We start from the raw sequence: 20655 nt of genomic DNA, 5'->3' as shown, positions 1-20655 counted from the left end.
ATTATTCTCCAATAAGTTTCTTATACTCCTCTGCAGAAAGTAAACCCTCATATTCTTTTGGATCTGAGACTTCTAATTTAACAAGCCATCCTGCATTATAGGGATCCTCGTTTATAAGTTCTGGTTTTCCTTTTAGACTTTCATTGATTTCAATGACTTTTCCAGACAGAGGAGAGTAAACATCGGATGCAGATTTGACTGATTCAATTACTGCAAGAACTTCATTTTGTTTTACCTCTTTCCCCACTTCTGGAAGATCTACATGTACAATGTCTCCAAGTTCCTCTTGAGCGTGATAAGTGATTCCAATAATTGCTACATTACCTTCTATTTTTGCCCACTCATGATCTTTTGAATACTTTCTATCTTCTGGATACATTTTTATCTCTCTCCTTTCTTTATTGAAGTATTTTTAACAAAAGGTGGTTTTTCAATTTTGGCTTTATAAAATTTTTCTCTTATTTTAATAAGTATCTCATGGTTTATGTCTTTGGTAGTATATAACATACCAATACCCATTTTCAACATGGGAGAAAAGGTTCCACTTGTAATGTATCCGATTCTCTCTTTATCTAAATACACCTCGTATCCATCTCTTGGTATTCCATTTTCTAACATGACAAATCCTTTGAGGATCTTTTCTTTTTTTGTTTTTCTCTCTACCAAAGAGTCTTTGCCTATAAAATCTCCTTTATTAAGTTTTACAACCCAACCTAAATTGGCTTCCCAAGGTGTCGTATTTTCATCTATTTCGTGACCGTAGAGGGCATATCCCATTTCTATTCTTAAAGTATTCCTTGCGCCTAAACCACATGGAGTAGCTTTTTTCTTTTCTACCAAATCCCTGAATATTTTTCTCCCTATTTCAGGATCTGAGACTATTTCAAATCCATCTTCGCCTGTATAGCCTGTTCTCGAAATAATCATATGATTCTTTTTAAAGTGATAGTATTTGATGTTTGAAAGATTTAGGTTGAAATATTCTTCGAGAACTTTTTCTGAGTCTGGTCCCTGAATAGCTAATAGGGTTGTAGTATTTGTGAGATCTAAAATATTTACTTCAAATTTATTATTTAAATTTAGCCAATCTAAAATTTTTTGAGTATTTATTGCATTTACTACCAACAAGAATTCCTCTTCACTTATTTCATAAACAATAATATCATCCTTAATGGTTCCGTCGTAATTTAATATTAGAGAATATTGAGCTTTCCCAGGATAGAGATTATTCACATCATTAGTAGTAACATATTGAACAAAGTTTTTTACTTTTTGACCTTTGAGGAGGATTCTTCCCATGTGGGATATATCAAAAATTCCAACGTGTTTTCTTACAGTAAGGTGTTCATTAATGGTGCCCGAGTACTCAAGAGGCATCCACCAACCCGCAAATTCAAAAAATTTTGCCCCATATTTTAAATGCTCATCTTCGAGAAATAGCCTCTTTGCCATTTTTCCACTCCTTTAAAAAATGCTTCCGGGCTGGGATTCCCCAGCCCGGAGATGTTTTTTACTTCTTTACTGCTTCACGAAGCTCTTTTCCTGGACGGAATACTGGAACTTTTGTAGCAGGAATCTTAATTGGTTGCTGTGTACGTGGATTTCTCCCTTCTCTTGCAGCTCTCTTTCTTACAGAGAAGGTTCCAAAGCCTACAAATTGAACAGTATCCCCCTTAGAGAGAGCTTCGGCAATGGTTTCTAATACAGCGTTTACTACTTTTGTTGCTTCTTTCTTAGTGATTTTTGCTTTCTCTGCTACTTTTGCGATAAATTCTGCTTTCTTCATTTCTTATTCACCCCCTTTCTGATATGGGTTTTTATAAAAACTTTTATAAAGTTTTCGAAGCCTCCCAAAGTTCGTCTAATTCTTCTAAACTATAATCTTTCCAATCTTTTCCGGATTCTTTTACTTTTCTTTCTATATAATTAAATCTTTCAGTAAACTTATTATTAGTTTTTCTTAGAGAAGATTCTGGATCAATTCCTAAATGCCTTGATATATTCACTACAGTGAACAACAAATCTCCAATTTCTTCCTCTACTTTTTCTTTGTTATCTTCCTGAATTGCTTTTTCTAATTCTTTTATCTCCTCATACAATTTTGGTAATATCTCTTTGCTGTTTTTCCAATCAAACCCCACATGAGAAGCTTTTTCCTGTATTCTAAAAGCAGTAAGAAGAGCTGGCATATTCTTAGGAATACCACTTAAAATTCCCTTTTCTTCTTTTTCTTTGCTCTTTATATTTTCCCAATTTGTTAGAACATCCTCTACTCCTTCTACCCTGATTTCTCCAAATACATGAGGATGTCTTGTTATTAACTTTATTTTTAAATTTTTACATACCTCTTCAAAATTAAATCTATTTTTTTCTTCTGCCATTATACTTTGCATAAGAATATGCAAGAGAATATCCCCAAGTTCTTCTTTTATCATCTCTGAATCGTCTTTTTCCAAGGCATCTATAAGCTCATAAGATTCTTCAAGAAAATATGGAATAAGAGTCTGGGAGGTTTGTTTTTGATCCCATGGGCATTCCTCCCTGACTCTCTTTACTACTAAGTAAAGATCTATAAACTCTTTACATATTTTTTCTTTTTCGTCCATATGGTTTTCTCTTTATCTTTAAAAATATGAATTTCACTAAAATTATAGCACTTACTTTATAAAAAGCAAGCCTCTATGCTATATTTTGAAAAATGAACTCAACAAAATAAGACTAAACCTTATTTGAGAAATTGCAAAAATTTTTTATTCATCAGTTTTTGGTAGTGGTGTCTTTGCCTCTTTTCTATAAAAGATCTGTTGAATTTCAATAAGTTTTCTCCAAATCCTCATCCATATATCCTTGTCTGAAAAGTCTCTTTCTATTTTTGCTTTGCTTACCTGATCTTCAAGCCATTTATTGAAAACCTTTGCCCTTTTGTCATAAAGTAGCTTATCTTCTATTTCTGCTTTGGCTTGGAAATATGGAGTAGTATAAGCTTCTTTTACCTCGGTGACCTTTGTTATGTAATATCCTTCATTGGTTTTTATGGGTTTGCTTATTTGGTTGAGAGGTAAAGTGAAGGTTATTTTTTCGACCTCTTCTGGGAGAGTCCCTTGGGTTATAAATCCTAATTCTCCACCCTTATCTTTTGTAGTTGTGTCTTCAGAATATTTCTTGGCGGCATCGGTAAAGGTTATTTTATTAGAGGTGAGCTCATTGTAAACCTCTTTTGCCCTTTTCTCATCTTTTATAAGTATGGAGTAAACCTTATATTCCTTAGGATGCTCAAAGAGCTTAATATTTTCATTATAATATTTTTTAATCTCGTCTTCTGTTACTTTTTCATCTTTTCCAATCTCATCTATAAGTTTTCTCATAAGAAGATTTTTTCTAAGTTCTTCTTTGAAGGTATTTCTGTCATAACCGTATTGGGCAAGGGTCATCTCAAATTGTAAGACGCTTGGAAATTCTTTTTCTATTTCTTTTAATCGTGTGTCAACTTCTTTTTCTGAAATTGAAATTCCTCTTTTTTTTGCTTCTGTTTGTACTATTTTCCAACGGGCAAGATCTTTGATGGTCTCATCTTTTACCTTGGGGAGTAATTTTTGTCCTTCGGTAGTGGTAAAGTCTACGTTGAACATAATAGAGTATTGGGTTTTCATAAAGTTTAATCGGTCTTTATACTCTTGTCTACTCACAGGCATACCATTGATTTTTAATACAGGGTAATTCTTCATCTGATGATACACGAGAGCTACAAAGGCTCCTCCAAGAATAAAGATTGCAACAAAGACAATGAACAAAATCTTGAAAATACTGTGTTTCTTCATCTTATCTCACCTCATGTTTTACAGTTTTTGAAATAAAACCTGATTGCGATTATAACACAATTTTACTTAATATTGGAGATATCTTTGAGAAATTGGAGTAGAAATTGGGCTTTTTTTCTATAATCCCCTTTAGGTAAATTTAAGGTTCTTTCAATACCCTTTGAATATGTTAGTTTTACCTGGTTTTCAGATATTTCAATTTTTTCTATTCCTATTTTTTCAGCAAAAAATTTAATCTGAGAGAGAAGACATAAATTCTCAACAGAATCTGGAATAGGTCCGTAAATATCTTCCATTTCCTTTTTTATTTTTTCTATATCATTAATATCTTCAAGATGAGCCAACTTTTGATAGTAGTATATACGATCACTGCTTTGACTTATATAGTATTCGGGTATAATTGCTGGAAATGGATGTATAATATGGCAATTTATTTTATTTTTTTCACTTCCTTCTTTATTGCTTTTTAATTCATTGATTGCCTCTTCTAAGAGTTGAAGATATAAATAAAACCCAACAGAGTTTATATGTCCGTGTTGTTCTTTTCCAAGGATCTTTCCTGCACCTCTTATTTCAAGATCTCTTAAGGCAAGTCTCAAACCAGATCCAAGGCTTGAGAATTCTTTTAAAGCTTCAAGTCTTTTTATACTTTCAAGGGATAATTTCTTTAGAGGGGCATGCAAAAAATAGGCATAAGCTTGTTTATAGGATCTTCCAATTCTTCCACGAAGTTGATATAGCTGAGCAAGTCCCATATGTTCTGCATTTTCCACAAACAGTGTATTTGCATTAGGGACATCTATGCCTGATTCTATTATGGTAGTGGCAATCAGAACGTCTATTTTTCCATCATAAAAATTACTCATAACTTCTGTTAATTTTTCATCGTCCATTTTGCCATGGGCTATAGCATAAGTTGCCTCTGGAACGAGTTTTGATAGTTCTTCTCTTATTTTTTCTAATCTTTCTATGTCATTACACACATAATATACCTGTCCTCCTCTTTCTAATTCTCTCCTTATTCCTTCTTGAATAATTTCAGGATTATATTCCACTACAAAGGTTTGAATAGGTAAGCGATTTTCAGGTGGAGTTTCAAGTACTGAAAATTGTCTTATTCCAGAAAGAACCATGGATAAAGTTCTTGGAATAGGCGTTGCTGAGAGATAAAGAATATCTACATGGGGATATTTCTTTTTAAAGGCTTCTTTTTGTAGTACTCCAAATCTATGTTCTTCATCTATAATTATTAGGCCCAAATCTTTAAATTCCACATCTTTTTGTAGAATTCTGTGGGTTCCAATTATTATGTCTATTTCTCCCTTTCTTATCTTCTCTATTATTCTTTTTTGCTCCGATTTAGGTTTTAACCTGCTCAAGATTTCTACATTTACAGGAAAAACTTCTAACCTTTCTTTGAATACCTTCCAATGTTGATAAGCAAGAATTGTGGTTGGTACAAGAATTGCTACTTGTTTTCCATCAAGCACTGCCTTAAAACTTGCCCTTAAGGCGAGCTCTGTTTTGCCAAAACCTACATCTCCAATAAGCACTCTTTCCATAGGTTTTGTAGATTCCATATCCTTTTTTATCTCTCTAAGAGCTTTTATTTGGTCTTCTGTCTCTATATAAGGGAAGCTTGCTTCAAGTTCTTCTTGAAGTGGGCTATCAGGAGAAAAAGCAAAACCCTTAGTGATTTCCCTTTGAGCATAGATTTTTAGTAATTCTTCAGCGATCTCTTTTGCTGATTCTTTTACTTTTCGTTTTGTTTCTTCCCATTGGCGAGATTCTAATCTACTTATCTGTGGTGGGTCGGGAGAGGAGGATACATATCTTTGGATAAGATGCATTTCTTCTAATGGAACATATAGAAAGCTATTGTTAGCATATTCAATGTATATAAATTCTCTTTCTAGTTCGTCTACTTTAAGTTTTTTTAGTCCTCTAAATATTCCTATACCGTAGTTTACATGAACCACATAATCGCCATCTTTTAAAAGGTATAAGTCCTTGGGTTTTAGTCCTTTTTCATATCTTATAACTTTTCTTTTCCTTTTTTTCCCAAAGATCTCATAATCAGTAATTACAAGAATTTTTTCCTTTTCCCATAAAAAACCCTCTCTTACCTTTTCTCCAACCAAGTATTTCACATTTAAATTCTTAAGCCTTGTCCTTACGATATCTTGATGTTCCGATGAAATGTATACTTCCCATCCATCATAAACGAAGGATTTTATGTTTTTTTCAAAAAACTCATTGGTACCTTGGTAAGAGGGAGGTGAATATATGGAAAATGCAAGGTCTGCATCTTTACTATTCAGATCTAATACTTGGTAATGGGAAGTATAACTTTCTAATAAAGAATTAGTAAGGTATAAATCTTCTGGAAGATTTTCTTTAGTCCTTCTTTTTTCAAGATTTGCTAATCCTTTTTCCGTCCATTTTTGGATTAGAGCAAGGCTTTCATCGTAATTTTCAAAGATTAAGATGGTATTTGGGGGAAGATATGAAAAGATATACTTTTTAAGCTCTTTATTTTTTAAAAAGTATTTCTCTTCATCTTTATTTGCAATAAGCTCTGAAATGGGAGTTATAAATACTTCTTTTGTTGTTTCTATAGATCTTTTGTCTTCCAAATTAAAAAATCTTATAGAAGTAATCTCATCTCCAAAAAATTCTATTCTTATAGGATTCTCATATATAGGAGAGAATATATCTAGAATTCCACCCCTTATGCTATAGTCTCCAATTTTTTCTACTTGAGGTAATCTTTGATAAAAATTTTCTGCCAGGTATTTTTCTATTTTTTCTCGAGCTATTTCTTCTCCGATTCTTATTTTTATGATTCTCTCTTTTAAGACATCCTTGGGGATAATTGGATAAATTAAGGATTTTAAAGAAGCAATAATGGAAAAATTTTTATCGTAAATTATATTTGAGATAGCTCTCAATCTTTTTCCTTGAATCTGAGGAGATCTTAAAGGTCGCTCATAAGGAAGATGCACATAAGAGGGTAATATACTTATTTCTAAATCTTCCTGTAAATCTTCCCATATATTCAGATCTTCTTCGTTATTGGTTATCCATAAAACGGGTTTTTCATATCTTTTTAGGTATAAAAGAAATAGAGGATAAATACCCTTGTATATTCCGAAAATTTTGAGACGATTTTTAGAGTTAATTACTCTCTCAAGAGTATTGAATTCGCTACTTTTTATGATCTTTTCTAACAGAATAGACATTTTCTATTATATAGGTTTTGTGCCTTATCCCATCCTTCTTTTATTATGGTCTCTATTATTTGGTGTGAGCTTTGTAAAATTTTTTCTATTGTTTTAAGTTCATCTTCATTAAATTTTCCTAATACATATTCTACGATTTGATTTTTATCTTGAGGTTTTCCAATTCCTATCCTTAATCTGTAAAAATTAGAGGTATTAATTTCTTTTATAATAGATTTTATTCCGTTATGTCCTCCATCTTTTCCATTAAATTTAATTCTTATAGTTCCTATGGGAAGATCAAGATCATCGTGAATCACAAGGAGCTCTTCTGGAGCAAAAGCAAATTTCTCTATGAACTCTTTGACTCCTATACCACTTAGATTCATATAAGTCTGAGGTTTTACTAAGTAGACTTTAGTATTTGATATTTTTCCAAAAGTAAGCAAGTTAAAATTTGTTTTCTGGTAGGATGGAAATTTATAAAAATTTTGCAAGTAATCAACTACCATAAATCCCACATTATGGCGGGTGTTAGCATACTCGTATCCTGGATTTCCGAGTCCTATTATTCCTAACCTTTCCACTTTTTTATTTTGGGAATATTATACCAGCATATCCTACTACTTGATCAATATCTTTTGTTATATCTCCTGAGGTTTGGTAAGCAACAAGTTGTGCTTTCCTACCCCCTAATAATTTTACTGCTATTATAGTAATAACTATGGGACCTACACCACATATGGAAATATCTTTCTCTACTACTCTTTTTATAAACTCTTTTTCGTCTAAATTAAGAATTGCCTCAATAGCATAAAAATCCTTTTGCTTTGCAATCTCGTAGGGTTCATAATGAGAAAAATCTGAACTTGCAATTATTACAGTATTTTTTTCGTAATCCAGGAGGGATTTTCCTATAGCATATCCCAGATCTTTAAGCACTTCATAGCTGTAATCTACTACTGTTATAGGAACTATTTTTATGTTAAAGTTGAGGTATTGGAGAAAAGGTACTTGAACTTCTAAAGAATGCTCTGGATGATGGGCTACAAAATCTTCTTTTAGATATTTAGAATTATTAATAATTTTTCGAGAAAGAATTGAATCTATTTCAACATCTCCAAGAGGTGTGGCCCAAACCCCCTCACTATAAATAGCAGAAGGATAACCAAGTCCATTATGGTTTGGACCTATTATTATTGCTACTTCTGGAACTTCCATAATTGAGTATATTAACCCAGCAACTTTTCCTGAGTAAATATATCCGGCATGAGGAACTACACAGCCTAAAAGAGGTGTCTTTTGGGGTACCTCTTTTATAAATTGAGAAAGCATATTTAATAATTCTTTTTCTCTTGCAGGATAAAAATACCCTGCTACCGATGGTAATCTTCTCTTCATATGATATAATTATAACCGATTTTGCTTAAAATTTGTTGAGGTTTTAACATTAGTTTAAAGATAATTTCTTAAAATCTATAAAGAAAGGAGGTTAAACAAATGTCAAGAAGATGTGAAATCTGCGGAAAAGGCCCATGGACAGGCTTACAGGTTTCCCATTCTCATCGTAGGACAAAGACCAGATGGCTTCCAAATCTCCACAAAGTTCGTGCTCTTGTTAACGGAAAAGTTAAAACTATTAAAGTATGTACTCGTTGTTTGAAGGCTGGAAAAGTACAAAAGGTAGTGTAAGATTATGATGGAAGAGAAGGTTAAAGATATAGTATCTTTTATAAGTGCGAAAGAGAAAGAAGTAGAGATTGAAGTTGAGAAAGCAAAAAAAGAATTGGAGGAAGAATATTATTGGAAGGTTCAAGAATACTCTATAAAGATGGAAGAAGAAAAACAAAGATTTTTAAATGATTTAAGGGGCGAAGAAGAAAGTTGTCGTAAGGCTTTAAAACTAAAGTTAGAAAAAATGGAACAGGAGTATATTGATGAAATAAACAAATACAGAAAAGACGTGGAAAACAGAATATCTTATATCGTAGACTTCCTTTTAAGTAAATTAATTCAAAGGTAAGGATGAAAGTATATGGCTATTTTAAAAGTTGAAAAGTTTTGGTTGATTCTTCCTAAGGAAAAAGAAGAAAAAGTAGTTGACACTTTTAAAAATTTTGAGAATGTACACTGGGAAAAATTGACAGGAGAGGAAAATACAGAAAAGTCTTCTCCTTATGATTCTTACGTTACCAAGCTTGATGAGATCTTTAAAATATTAAGGATCTTTTATCCAGAAGGGAAAGGTTTTTTAGAAGCGTTTTTTTCAGGAAGAGAGGAAATAACAGAGGAAGAATTTGAGAAATTAAGAACCGAGGTTTCTATTGATAGCTTATATAAAGAAGCAAAGAACTTAGAAAGAGTGCTAAATGTAATAGAAGATAAAAAGAAAAGATTATTTGAGTTATACGAAGAGACAGCTTACTGGTTAGATATTAATGAAGATCTTAATTTCCCAAGAGTTTTTAAAAGATTTATTTTGTATTCAGGAACCTTTTCAAGGGATGAATGGAGTAATTTTTTAGAAGAAAGTAAAGACATCCTTGAAGAAAGCTGGTATAGGACCTTCGTTAATAATAAAAATGTAAAAGTCATATTCATTATACCAAAACAGTTTTCTGAAGTTTTTGAAAATCTTCTTCAAAAACATAATTTTATTCATAAACGTATTCCTTATTTGAAGGACTCTCCCCAAAAAAGTCTGGAAAGAATTCAAAAAAGTTTGAACAAAGTAGATGAAGACCTTAAGAACTTATATTGTAAAGCTAAAGAATTATTAGATAAAAAGAAGAACATTTTTGCATGGTATGATTATTATATAACTAAGATAAAAGAAACAGGAGCTAAGAATCTTGCCTATCGTAGTAATTACTTTGCTATATTTTCAGGGTGGATACCTAAGAAGGATAAAGAAAAATTTTTATCAATGTTAAGGGAAAATATTTCTGATTTTGTCTTTGAGAGTAAGGATCCGGATAAAGATGATGATCCCCCTGTAATCCTTGATAATCCTAAGATAATTAAACCCTTTGAATTTTTGACAAGGCTCTATGGACTTCCTCCTTACGGATTTATTGATCCAACTCCATTTATGGCTCCCTTTTATATGCTATTTTTTGGCATCTGTTTAGGAGATATAGGTTATGGACTTTTACTTCTCATAAGTTCTTTGTGGATAAAAAATAGATATAAACCTGAAGATGATACTAAACAGCTTTTAGATCTTTTGACAGTACTTAGTATTCCATCTATTATAGTAGGAACGTTAACATGGAGTTTCTTTGGAAATCAGCCCTTGTTGGGACCTGATGGAAAATTTTTAAAGGTTTTTCCTCTTATAAATCCTTCGCAAGATTTAATTACGGCTCTTGGTATATCCTTGTCTATAGGTGTAGCTTCTCAATTCTATGCTTTAATACTTCGCTTTATCTCTTGTCTTAAAATTAAGGATTATGAGGGTGCTTTGTATGATGCAGGCTTATGGATATTGTTCTTGGGTTCGCTTCTGGTTTATTTTGGTTCTAAGGTTTTAGGAATAAAATTCAGTGGTGTTGAAATATTTAAATATATTCTGATTTTTAGTCTTGTAGGACTCGTATTGACGCAAGGAAGGGATAAAAAAGGAATTGCTCGTATTTTAGTGGGACTGATTAGTCTTTACGGTATAATGGGAGGGTATGGTTTGACTTCTTTTGTGGGAGATGTACTTTCCTATTCAAGACTTTTTGCATTAAATCTTGTGGGCTCTATTTTTGGTTTTGTAATAACTCAACTTGCTAATATGGTGAAGGGAATACCTGTTTTAGGCTGGATCTTTTTAGTTTTAATATGGGTAGGCGGACAAGTTTTGAATTTTGTCCTTAGCACACTTTCTGCTTTTGTTCACTCTACAAGATTGCAATTTTTAGAGCTTTATGGAAGGTTCTTTGTAGATGGCGGAAGAAAATTTTTCCCTTACAAAATAGAAGGTAAATTCTTTAGGATAAAGAAAAATTATGATGGGAGGTAGTTAGTATGCTTGGTCTGGCAATTGCTCTTATTGGGGCTGCTTTAGGTGCGGGTTTTGCAGCAGCAGGATCTGGTAAGGGAGTGGGAATAGCAGGAGAGGCTGCAGCAGGGGTTCTTGCCGAAAAGCCAGATCTTTTTGGTACAGTACTAATTCTTCAAGCTCTTCCTGGTACGCAAGGTTTTTACGGATTTATAGGAGCCTTTCTTATACTTATGAGATTAGGACTTCTTGGAGGTAATGTGCCAAATCTCACTTTAGAACAAGGACTAATGGTTTTTGCAGTGGGTATTCCCCTTATGATTGGAGAGTATGTGAGTGCTATATGGCAGGGTAGAGCAAGTGCTGCTGCCCTTCAAATGGTAGCTCAAAAGCCTCAAACTTCTGGTCAAGCTATAATTATTCCGGCTCTTGTAGAGACTTATGCTATTCTTTCTCTTATTACTTCTATAATTCTCTTATTCTTTGGAGTGAAGCTATAATGGCTTTGGAGAAAATAATTGAAAAACTTGAGAATGAAAAGAAAGTAAAGATTGAAGAGCTCAGAAAGAAAAGAGAGAAGGAATATGAGGATTTTGTAGCTAAGAAGGAAAAAGAATTAGAAGAGTGGAAGGAACAACAACGAAAAAATTTAAAGGAAAGCCTTAATAGGGAAGAGAGTACTCTTTTATCTCAATTGAGACTTAAATATAATACTGAAAAGGCACGCATAGAAGCAGAAACAGTAAACAGAGTTAAGCTTTTGCTATTAGAGAAAATCAAATCTCTATCTAATGAACTTTATAATGGTATTTGGGATGGTTTTGTAGAAAAAGAGTCAGTAAAAGGTGGGGAGATAATTTTAGCAAAAGGTGAAGATAAGATTGATGTGGATCACTTTTGTAAAAAATATGGTCTGGTCTTAGGAAAAGATAGGGTTGAGGGTAAGGGTGGTTTTGTAATTCAGAAAGACAATTTGGTAATTGATCTTACTATTGATACTATTGTAGAAGAACTGGTAAATAAAAACATACTTGAGATAGCTCAAATTTTGCGTGGAGAAAAGTAGATATGTATACAGAATATTTATTTCTTTCTACAAATTTAAAAGCTAAACTACCCAAACTTCTTGATAAGCGCCAGTGGGAAGTTATTTTGAGTTCTGATTTAGGTGATATTTATAGTCTTCTTAAAGAGACTATTTATGCTCCTCTTTTGGAGGGATATTCTGGATTTTTGAAAGTTTTGTATGAGGATTTAAAAGTAATATCAAATACTGTGAAGTATCCCTATTGGGATTTAATGCTTTTTGAGTTTTTGACTCACGATGTAAGAAATGAGATTCTGCAATTGGAAAAAGAAAAAATGGAAATTTCTTTTAATTTCCTTTATGGGAAGACATATAAGGAGTTAAAAATCAAGTTGTCCTCTAAGATCCAGAAAATTTCTCAGCAGGTCAGCGATGTGGGTTGGTTGAATATTATAATAGATTTTGGAATTTTGGAGGCTTCAAAGGATTTATTAAAGGATGTAGAAAATACTAAGGTAAGAGATTTTGTAATTCTAAAGAATAAGCTTAACTTTATGAAGATAGAGACAAGAATTGAAAAGACTCCTTATGCATTAGAATTCTTAAGAAAAATTAATTTGGATCTGACTCCTTATAAAATACTCTATGAAGATGAGGAATTAAGGCAAAAATTTCTAGAGGATTCAAAAATTTATGATCCTGATATTCTTATTAAGAAATATCTATATTCCTATATGAGTAAGAACTTTAAAAATGTAGTAAGTGGTCCTGAAGTGGTTTTTTACTATTTTTATGCTAAGATGTGGGAGATGGAGGATCTTTTATTCCTTCTTGAAAATAAAAAGATGAGAATTCCTAAGGAATATTGGGAAAGAGGGTTGTTGAGAGTAAATGAATGAAAGTAAAATTGCAGTGATAGGACTGGATATTCTTGTTGAGATTTTTAAAGTTTTTGGTATTGATATTTATCCTGTCAAAAATTCTGACGAGGCTTACGAGGTTTATAAAAGTCTCTCTGAGAGAGAATATTCTCTTATTATTGTTCTTGAAAGCGTGGCTGGAAAAATTGTTGAGAATTTGAAAGGAAGAGAGAAGATTCCCCTCATTTTACCCGATACCTTTTCTAATAAGAAATTAGGGGAAGAGATTTTGAGAGATATAGCTGAGAAAGCCTTGGGAATTGATATTATTTCTGAAGGAGAGGGATATTATGGAAGGAAAAATAGTTAGAGTAGCAGGTCCTCTTGTGGTAGCAAAAGGGCTTCCCAATGTAAAGATGTATGAGATGGTTAGGGTAGGGGAGCTTGAACTTTTTGGTGAAGTCATAGGGCTTGATAATGAATTGGTATATATTCAGGTGTACGAGGAAACTCAGGGTATAGGACCTGGTGAACCTGTTTATGCTTTAGGTGAGCCTCTTTCGGTAGAGCTTGGTCCTGGAATTGTAAGTCAAATTTATGACGGTATTCAAAGACCATTAAATAAACTTGCTGAGATAAGCGGAGATTTTCTAAGTAGAGGTCTATCTTTTCCAGCCCTTGATAGAGAAAAAAAATGGAATTTTGAGGCAAGAGTCAAGTCAGGAGATTATGTGGAAGGTGGAGATATCCTTGGAGTTGTGCAGGAAACTTCGGCTTTGGAACATAGAATTCTTGTTCCTCCTTATCTAAAAGGAAAACTTTTGGAGATTAAAAGTGGATCTTATACAGTGGATGAAGTTATAGGAATTTTAGAAGATGAGAACGGTAATAGACATGAATTAAAGTTAATGCATAAATGGCCTGTAAGATATCAAAGACCTGTTAAAGAGAAACTTCCTCCTCAAATTCCTCTTATAACTGGCCAAAGGGTTCTTGATACTTTCTTTCCTCTTGTAAAAGGTGGTACTGCTTGTGTTCCTGGACCTTTCGGAAGTGGTAAGACTATAATTCAACATCAGCTTGCTAAATGGGCTGATGCGGAAGTTGTGGTTTATATAGGTTGTGGGGAAAGAGGAAATGAAATGACAGAAGTTCTTATAGAATTTCCAGAATTGAAAGATCCAAGAACAGGGAAGCCTTTGATGGAAAGAACTATTTTGATAGCTAATACATCTAATATGCCTGTGGCTGCAAGGGAAGCTTCAGTATTTACGGGAATAACCATTGCTGAATACTTTAGAGATATGGGATACCATGTGGCTCTTATGGCTGATTCTACATCTCGTTGGGCAGAGGCTATGAGGGAAATATCAGGAAGACTTGGAGAAATGCCTGGTGAGGAAGGATATCCTGCATACCTGGCTTCGAGAGTTGCCAGTTTCTATGAAAGGGCAGGTTTAGTAAAGTGTCTTGGGAAAGAGAATAAGATTGGATCTGTAAGCATAATAGGTGCTGTATCACCTCCCGGAGGAGACCTATCAGATCCTGTGGTTCAAGCAACCTTAAGGGTCACGAAAGTATTTTGGGGACTTGATGCTCGTTTAGCTTTTAGTAGACATTTCCCTGCCGTTGATTGGCTTGTAAGTTATTCTCTATATTTGGAACCTGTAAGTAGATATTGGAAAGAAAATGTGGCAGAAGATTTTTATGATTTGAGACAAGAAGCAATGGCTATTCTTCAAAGAGAAGCAGAACTTCAAGATATAGTAAGGCTTGTGGGTATGGAAGCTCTATCCCCTCAAGATAGGCTGACTCTTGAAACCGCTCGTTCTATAAGAGAGGATTTCTTGCATCAGAATGCTCTTCATGAAGTAGATACTTATACCTCTCCTTACAAGCAATATTTGATGTTAAAAAATATTATGACTTTTCATAGCATAGCACAGAGTTTAATAGAAGAGGGATATCCTTTAGAAGATATTTTGAGACTTCCTGAAAGAGAAAAGATAGCAAGGATGAAATTTGTTCCTGAGGATCGTATAAACGAGCTTGAGGCTTTGCTTATGGAGATCAAAAAAAGGCTTGAGGGAATAAAGGAGGGAACAAGGGAATATGCCTAAGGAATATACCTCGGTTTCGAAGATAAGCGGACCTTTGGTTCTTGTGGAGAATATTGAAAATGTAAAATATGGAGAAGTGGTAGAAGTAAAGCTTGCAAATGGGGAAATAAGACAAGGACAAGTTCTTGAGGCTCAAGAAGGGGCTGCTTTAGTACAGATGTTTGCTAGTACTCAGGATTTATCTTTGAAAGGAATGCGAATAAAATTTTTGGGACATGTCCTTGAGATAAATTTATCTCCAGAAATTCTTGGAAGGACCTTTGATGGTCTTGGTAGACCAAGAGATGGTGGTCCTGAAATTATTCCTCAGAAAAGAATGGATATAAATGGAAGTCCTATAAACCCCTATTCAAGAGCATATCCTCAAGAATTCATACAGACTGGAATTTCTGCTATAGATGGTATGAACACCATTGTAAGGGGACAAAAGATTCCTATATTTTCAGGGGCAGGACTTCCTCATGCTACTCTTGCTGCTCAGATAGCAAGACAGGCAAGACTTCTTAACGAGGAGGAAAAGTTTGCCGTAGTTTTTGGAGCTATGGGAATAACTTTTGAAGAGGCAAACTTCTTTATAGAGAATTTTAGGAGTACAGGTGCTTTAGAAAGAACTGTTTTGTTTATAAACCTTGCCAATGATCCTGTAATTGAGAGAATAGCAACCCCAAGATTTGCGTTAACAGCAGCAGAATATCTTGCCTTTGATTTGGACATGCATGTTCTGGTAATATTAAGTGATATGACCAATTATGCCGAAGCTTTGAGAGAAGTTTCGGCTTCAAGAAAAGAGGTTCCAGGAAGACGTGGATATCCTGGATATCTTTATACAGACCTTGCTACTCTTTATGAGAGGGCAGGAAGAATCAAGGGGAAAAAAGGTTCAATAACCCTTTTGCCTATATTGACTATGCCTGAGGATGATAGAACTCATCCTATTCCTGACTTGACTGGATATATCACTGAAGGACAGATATTTTTAAGTAGAGAGCTCCACAGACGTGGTATATATCCCCCTATTGATGTATTGCAGTCACTCTCAAGATTAATGAGAGGTGGCATAGGAGAAGGAAGAACAAGAAAAGATCATGGAGATTTATCTAATCAGTTGTATGCTGCTTATTCACGGGGTCTTGAAGCAAAAGAACTTGCTGTGGTTTTAGGTGAGGCTGCTCTTACAGAAGAGGATGTTCAGTTCTTAGAGTTTGCTGAAGCTTTTGAAATGGAGTTTATTAAGCAGGGAGAATATGAGAATAGAAGTATATTTGAGACATTAAATTTAGGGTGGAAACTATTAAGAAGGCTTCCAAGAGCAAGTCTTAAGAGAATTAGACCTGAATATCTTGATGAATTTTGGGGGAAGGAAGATGCCTCTTAAAGTAAATCCCAATAGAATGGAGCTTTTAAGATTAAGAAAAAGGCTTGCTATTGCAAAAAGAGGGCACAAATTGCTCCAGGATAAGTTGGAAGGTTTAATTCAAAGGTTCATGGAAGAGGTTCAAAACTATAGGACATTAAGAGAACTAATAGAAAAAGAATTTCTTGAATTTCTCTCTGTGGGAGGCATGGTATATATAAGACTTTCTGGTCCTCTTTGGGAGACTTTGCTTCAAGTCAACGATGGTAAAACTACAGTTTTCTCAAAATTAGCAAAGAAGATGAACATACCTGTAAAGGAAATCTCTGTAGGAAATCTTTATATTCCTTTTTATAGTTATCTTGAGACTCCTTCTATGATGGACGAATTGGTTGAGAGATGGAGTAAATTACTCGAAAATATAATAGCTCTTGCAAATAAAGAAAGATATTTGATTTCTCTTGCTGAGGAGATTGAAAGGACTAAGAGAAGGGTAAATGCCCTTGAGTACAAACTTATACCCCAAATAGAGGAGACCATAAAACTTATCACTGTTAAATTGGAGGAACTTGAGAGAAGTAACTTTTTCAGACTTTTGAGATTGAAGGAATCTTAATGAAAGAGATATTGGCTTGGAGAGAGATTAATCTCTCTTTTCTTTTAGATAATTTAAAAGTTATAAAAGAAAAAGTTGGGGGAAAGGTTGATGTAATAGCAGTGGTTAAGGCTGATGCCTATGGTCATGGGGCTAAAGTTATATCTTTATTTTTGCAAAAATATGCTAATATTAATACTTTTGCTGTAGCTCATATAGATGAGGGTATCTTCTTAAGAAAAATAGGTGTTAATAAGAAAATATTAGTGCTTTCCCCCCAGTTGAAATCTTCTATTCCTTATTATTTTGAATATGAACTTACTCCAGTTATTTCTGACATAGAATTTCTGGATGAGTTAGGGAAATATTCTAATAATAAAGATAAGAAACTAAAAGTTCATCTAATTTTTGATACAGGAATGGGTAGAGAGGGTTTTCTTCCCTCCGAATCCGAAGAAATATTAAAACTCCTAAGGAGATATCCTAACTTAATCCTTGAAGGGATTTCTTCTCACCTATCTAATCCTGAAAACAAAAAAGATCCCTATAATATTTTTCAAAAGAAGCTATTCTATGACATATATAATCAATTCAAAGATGAAGATTTGGTTTTCCACTTTTCCAATACAGGGGGTATTTTTAATTTTCCAGAGTTTCATTTTAATGCAGTAAGACCAGGAATATCTTTATATGGATATGGTGATAAATTACTGAAACCTGTTATGGAGATTAAAGCAAGAATTACGCTTGTAAAGGAGCTTCCTGAAGGATGGGGTGTGGGATATGGGCATACATTTATGACTGAGAAAAGTACTAAGATTGCTATTGTTCCCTTAGGGTATGCTGATGGATATAGGAGGGATCTTTCTAATAAAGGAAGGGTTATTGTTAATGGAGAATATTGTAAGATCATTGGTAGAGTATCAATGGATCAATTTACTATTGATATAACAGATAAAGAGGTAAAAAGAGGAGACTTAGTGACAGTAATGGGTAGAGAGAATGAAAAAATGGTTGATGCTCAGGAACTTGCAATTTTATCTAATACTATTCCTTACGAGATTCTAACAGGTTTTGGGTCTGCAAAAAGGCTTAAAAGTATATATAAGTTTCAAGGAAAGGTATTGAATGATCCTATAACTGAGTTGAATTTATAAACTCTTTTATTATTTTTTCTTCATCCTCTTTAGATTTTACTTCTCCATAGTAGTGCTTTAGAAATAATTTCTTTAATAAATCTCCTATTATTTTCCCTTTAAAACCCATGTTTATAAGATCTTCTCCTTTAAGATAAGGTACTCCTTTCTCTTTGAGTAGCTTTATTCTTAGAATGTTTTTTCCAATTTTTTTTGCAGTTAAAGAAAGAAGAAGTAATAAATCATTTGGAAGATCTAAAAGGCTTTTTATATCTTTTTCGGATAGGGTATTGGTATTTTCATACTTTTTAAGGAGAATAAATTGATAAAGCACTTTTTTAGGAAATTTCAAGTCTTGTAACCATTTTTTTCCTTCTTCTGTATCGGCTTCAGAGATGATATTAAGTATCTGAAGCTCAAGTTTTTCTGGAAATTCTCTTCTTAATATTTGATTTTTCTTTTCAAAATTTTTAGGAAGTCTTTTAACGGGAAGTATATAAGAAAGGGCGTTTAATTCTTCAAGTCGTTTTAACACCTTTTCAGGTTGGGGTTCTTGAAGTATGAGAAAAATTTCATCTTTTAATCTCTCCTTAGCAATTTTATTTAGAAAGCCGTTTTCTATGGCTTCTTTAAGAAGTTTGAAGGTTTTTTCTTCAAAATTAAATCCAAGTCTGACTTCTAATCTTACACCCCTTAATATTCTGGTAGGATCTTCTATAAAACTTAAATTATGAAGTACTCTTAACTCTTTTCTAGTAAGGTCTTCTAATCCTCCATAAAGATCAATGATCTCTCCAAAGTTTTCTTCGTTTAGACTCATAGCCAAAGCATTTATAGTGAAGTCTCTTCTTTTAAGATCTAACCATAGAGAGCTTCTTTCTACTTTGGGGAGACTTCCAGGTTCCTCATAGTATTCTATTCTTGCGGTAGCAATGTCTATTCTTTTTCTATCATTCAGTAGTATTTCCGAGGTACCAAACTGAGGATGAGTTATAACTTTGCTCTGCCATTTATCTATAATTTTTGAGATCACAAGTTGAATATCCCCTTCTACAACTATATCAAGATCATAGTTAGACTGTCCTAATAATAGATCTCTTACAAATCCTCCTATAGCATAGATAGATATATTGTATTGAGAAGTAAGATTTTTAAGTTCTTCTAAGATTTCTTTCCATGGAGATGATTTAATTTTTTCCTCACTTATTTGGAAGATGCTGCCAAGGGGTGAGTAGATAGTAGAACGTAAAAATCTAAATCTTAGAATATCTTGTCTTGTTATTATACCTACAATTTTGTCCCTATCCACTACTGGAACTCTACCAATATTCTTCTCTACAAGAATTTTCTCTATCTCCCAAATTGGTGTTTCTGGAGTTACTGTTATTACTGGTTTGGACATAAAGGATTTCACTTTTTTCTTTGTTAGTTTAAGGTTTATAGCTTTTTCAATATCTCTTCTACTTATAATTCCCACAAGTTTTCCATTTTCCTCAACACATAATCCTCCGTATCCGTGTTTCATCATGATTTTAAAGGCTTCTTTTACAGATATATCAGGAGAGATCGTAACTACAGGATAGGACATGATATCCTTTGCTAAAAAATCCCTCGGAAGATGTTTTTTTAGCCTTTCTATTATTAAATTTTCTGCAGAATTAGGGTCAGTTTCTTGAGAATTAAGAACGATGGTGGTGGCAGTTTTATGTCCACCTGGATTAAAATCTTTTAATACTTCTCTGAGATCAATGTTTTGAGTCTTTGATCTGCCCATGACAAAAATTTTATCTTTTACCTGGAGAATAATGAATAGAATATCTGCTTCTTTTTCGTCAAGAACTCTATGCGCAATTATAGATAGTCCTTCCACATATTTTTCTCTTTCTATTTTGGCTATAACTATTTTGTAGCCACTTATGGATATCTCTTTTGATATTTGTAAGAGATCATTTAGTAATTCTTTTTGCTCATCGGTCAATTTCTCATAAATGTATCTATTGATAATATTTAAATCTGCGCCTCTTTCAAGTAAATAGCTTGCTATTCTTAGGTCCTTAGGAGTAGTATTTAAAAATACAAAATTTCCCGTATCTTGATATATACCTAAAAGAAAAATGGTAGCTTCAATAGGATCTATAGGAATTCTCTTTTCTATAAGTTTTTCCACAAGAATAGTTGTAGTTGATCCGGTTTTTTCAATAAATTCTATATCTCCTTTTATATCTCCTGTTTCATGATGATCATAAATTTCTATGGGTACTTTTTTTTCTTTGATAAAGTCATGGAATTTTTTTTCTATTCGATTTAACCAATGATTGTCAACAAGAATTATTTTTTCTATCTCTACGTTTATCTCAGGATTTTCTACAAATCTTAATATATCTTTATAAAGTAGGTAAAATTCATAGACTTTTCTCTCCATGCTCTTGCTTGTGTAAGCTATAGCTTTAGGATAAAGTTTTTTTGCAGCATAGAGAGATGAGAGAGCATCAAAATCAAGATAAGTATGGGTTAGGATTATAGGCACTTTTTCCAT

Annotated in this window: 20 protein-coding genes; 11 read left to right on the top strand and 9 right to left on the bottom strand. The window is 33.3% G+C overall.

Annotated features, from left to right (window positions below; translation table 11 throughout):
• Nucleotide 1 precedes the first annotated feature (1 nt).
• The 8 genes from gcvH to ACP5QL_RS00690 form a co-directional block, all read right to left on the bottom strand.
• Entirely contained in the window at nt 2-379 is a 378-nt protein-coding gene (gcvH, locus tag ACP5QL_RS00725) for a glycine cleavage system protein GcvH (RefSeq protein ID WP_012583866.1), read from the bottom strand.
• A gap of 2 nt (nt 380-381) precedes the next feature.
• Entirely contained in the window at nt 382-1452 is a 1071-nt protein-coding gene (gcvT, locus tag ACP5QL_RS00720) for a glycine cleavage system aminomethyltransferase GcvT (RefSeq protein WP_012583865.1), read from the bottom strand.
• A 58-nt stretch (nt 1453-1510) separates the two neighbouring features.
• A complete protein-coding gene (locus ACP5QL_RS00715; RefSeq protein ID WP_428124905.1) occupies nt 1511-1786 on the bottom strand; it encodes an HU family DNA-binding protein in 276 nt (91 codons plus the stop codon).
• 43 nt (nt 1787-1829) lie between these two features.
• Nucleotides 1830-2606 carry a nucleoside triphosphate pyrophosphohydrolase gene (mazG, locus tag ACP5QL_RS00710; protein WP_012583864.1) on the bottom strand — a complete coding sequence of 259 codons (777 nt, stop codon included), beginning with the start codon at nt 2604-2606 and terminating at the stop codon, nt 1830-1832.
• A gap of 144 nt (nt 2607-2750) precedes the next feature.
• Nucleotides 2751-3818 (bottom strand): peptidyl-prolyl cis-trans isomerase, encoded by a 1068-nt coding sequence (locus ACP5QL_RS00705; protein ID WP_012583863.1) that lies wholly within the window; start codon nt 3816-3818, stop codon nt 2751-2753.
• A 62-nt stretch (nt 3819-3880) separates the two neighbouring features.
• Nucleotides 3881-7060: a transcription-repair coupling factor gene (gene mfd / locus ACP5QL_RS00700; RefSeq protein WP_428124904.1), complete on the bottom strand. Its 3180-nt coding sequence runs from the start codon at nt 7058-7060 to the stop codon at nt 3881-3883.
• Entirely contained in the window at nt 7045-7626 is a 582-nt protein-coding gene (gene pth, locus ACP5QL_RS00695) for an aminoacyl-tRNA hydrolase (RefSeq protein WP_012583861.1), read from the bottom strand. The genes mfd and pth overlap by 16 nt, the downstream gene beginning before the upstream one ends.
• Before the next feature lie 4 nt (nt 7627-7630).
• Nucleotides 7631-8440 carry an MEMO1 family protein gene (locus ACP5QL_RS00690; protein WP_012583860.1) on the bottom strand — a complete coding sequence of 270 codons (810 nt, stop codon included), beginning with the start codon at nt 8438-8440 and terminating at the stop codon, nt 7631-7633.
• A 99-nt stretch (nt 8441-8539) separates the two neighbouring features.
• Here ACP5QL_RS00690 and rpmB point away from each other — a divergent pair, with 99 nt between their 5' ends.
• From rpmB to alr, 11 genes are read left to right on the top strand one after another with little or no spacing between them, the layout of a single operon-like run.
• Entirely contained in the window at nt 8540-8731 is a 192-nt protein-coding gene (gene rpmB, locus ACP5QL_RS00685; RefSeq protein ID WP_012547624.1) for a 50S ribosomal protein L28, read from the top strand.
• Nucleotides 8732-8735: 4 nt separating this feature from the next.
• Entirely contained in the window at nt 8736-9062 is a 327-nt protein-coding gene (locus ACP5QL_RS00680; RefSeq protein WP_012583859.1) for a chromosome partitioning protein, read from the top strand.
• 12 nt (nt 9063-9074) lie between these two features.
• Nucleotides 9075-11048, top strand: a complete 1974-nt coding sequence (locus ACP5QL_RS00675) for a V-type ATP synthase subunit I (protein WP_428124903.1) — start codon at nt 9075-9077, stop codon at nt 11046-11048.
• A 5-nt stretch (nt 11049-11053) separates the two neighbouring features.
• Nucleotides 11054-11527 carry a V-type ATP synthase subunit K gene (locus ACP5QL_RS00670; protein WP_012583857.1) on the top strand — a complete coding sequence of 158 codons (474 nt, stop codon included), beginning with the start codon at nt 11054-11056 and terminating at the stop codon, nt 11525-11527.
• Entirely contained in the window at nt 11527-12093 is a 567-nt protein-coding gene (locus ACP5QL_RS00665; protein WP_012583856.1) for a V-type proton ATPase subunit E, read from the top strand. Before ACP5QL_RS00670 ends, ACP5QL_RS00665 begins: the two co-directional genes overlap by 1 nt.
• A gap of 2 nt (nt 12094-12095) precedes the next feature.
• Complete coding sequence (locus ACP5QL_RS00660; protein ID WP_428124902.1) at nt 12096-12953, top strand: hypothetical protein; 858 nt, start codon at nt 12096-12098, stop codon at nt 12951-12953.
• The gene (locus ACP5QL_RS00655) at nt 12946-13284 is read left to right on the top strand and encodes a V-type ATP synthase subunit F (protein ID WP_012583854.1); all 339 of its coding nucleotides are present in this window, start codon (nt 12946-12948) and stop codon (nt 13282-13284) included. Before ACP5QL_RS00660 ends, ACP5QL_RS00655 begins: the two co-directional genes overlap by 8 nt.
• Nucleotides 13265-15034, top strand: a complete 1770-nt coding sequence (locus ACP5QL_RS00650; protein ID WP_272995719.1) for a V-type ATP synthase subunit A — start codon at nt 13265-13267, stop codon at nt 15032-15034. Before ACP5QL_RS00655 ends, ACP5QL_RS00650 begins: the two co-directional genes overlap by 20 nt.
• Nucleotides 15027-16409, top strand: coding sequence for a V-type ATP synthase subunit B (locus ACP5QL_RS00645; protein WP_012583852.1), 1383 nt, complete (start codon nt 15027-15029; stop codon nt 16407-16409). The genes ACP5QL_RS00650 and ACP5QL_RS00645 overlap by 8 nt, the downstream gene beginning before the upstream one ends.
• Nucleotides 16399-17004, top strand: a complete 606-nt coding sequence (locus ACP5QL_RS00640; RefSeq protein ID WP_012583851.1) for a V-type ATP synthase subunit D — start codon at nt 16399-16401, stop codon at nt 17002-17004. Before ACP5QL_RS00645 ends, ACP5QL_RS00640 begins: the two co-directional genes overlap by 11 nt.
• A complete protein-coding gene (gene alr, locus ACP5QL_RS00635; protein ID WP_012583850.1) occupies nt 17004-18140 on the top strand; it encodes an alanine racemase in 1137 nt (378 codons plus the stop codon). Before ACP5QL_RS00640 ends, alr begins: the two co-directional genes overlap by 1 nt.
• Here the strand turns inward: alr and ACP5QL_RS00630 are convergent.
• On the bottom strand, nt 18118-20655 hold the full coding sequence (locus ACP5QL_RS00630; protein WP_428124901.1) for a CBS domain-containing protein: 2538 nt from the start codon (nt 20653-20655) through the stop codon (nt 18118-18120). The two genes, alr and ACP5QL_RS00630, sit on opposite strands and share 23 nt — an antisense overlap.

This window comes from Dictyoglomus sp. (genome assembly GCF_049968615.1).
In the GTDB taxonomy this organism is placed as follows: Bacteria; Dictyoglomota; Dictyoglomia; order Dictyoglomales; family Dictyoglomaceae; genus Dictyoglomus; species Dictyoglomus turgidum.
This window is presented reverse-complemented; position numbering and strand designations above follow the sequence as displayed.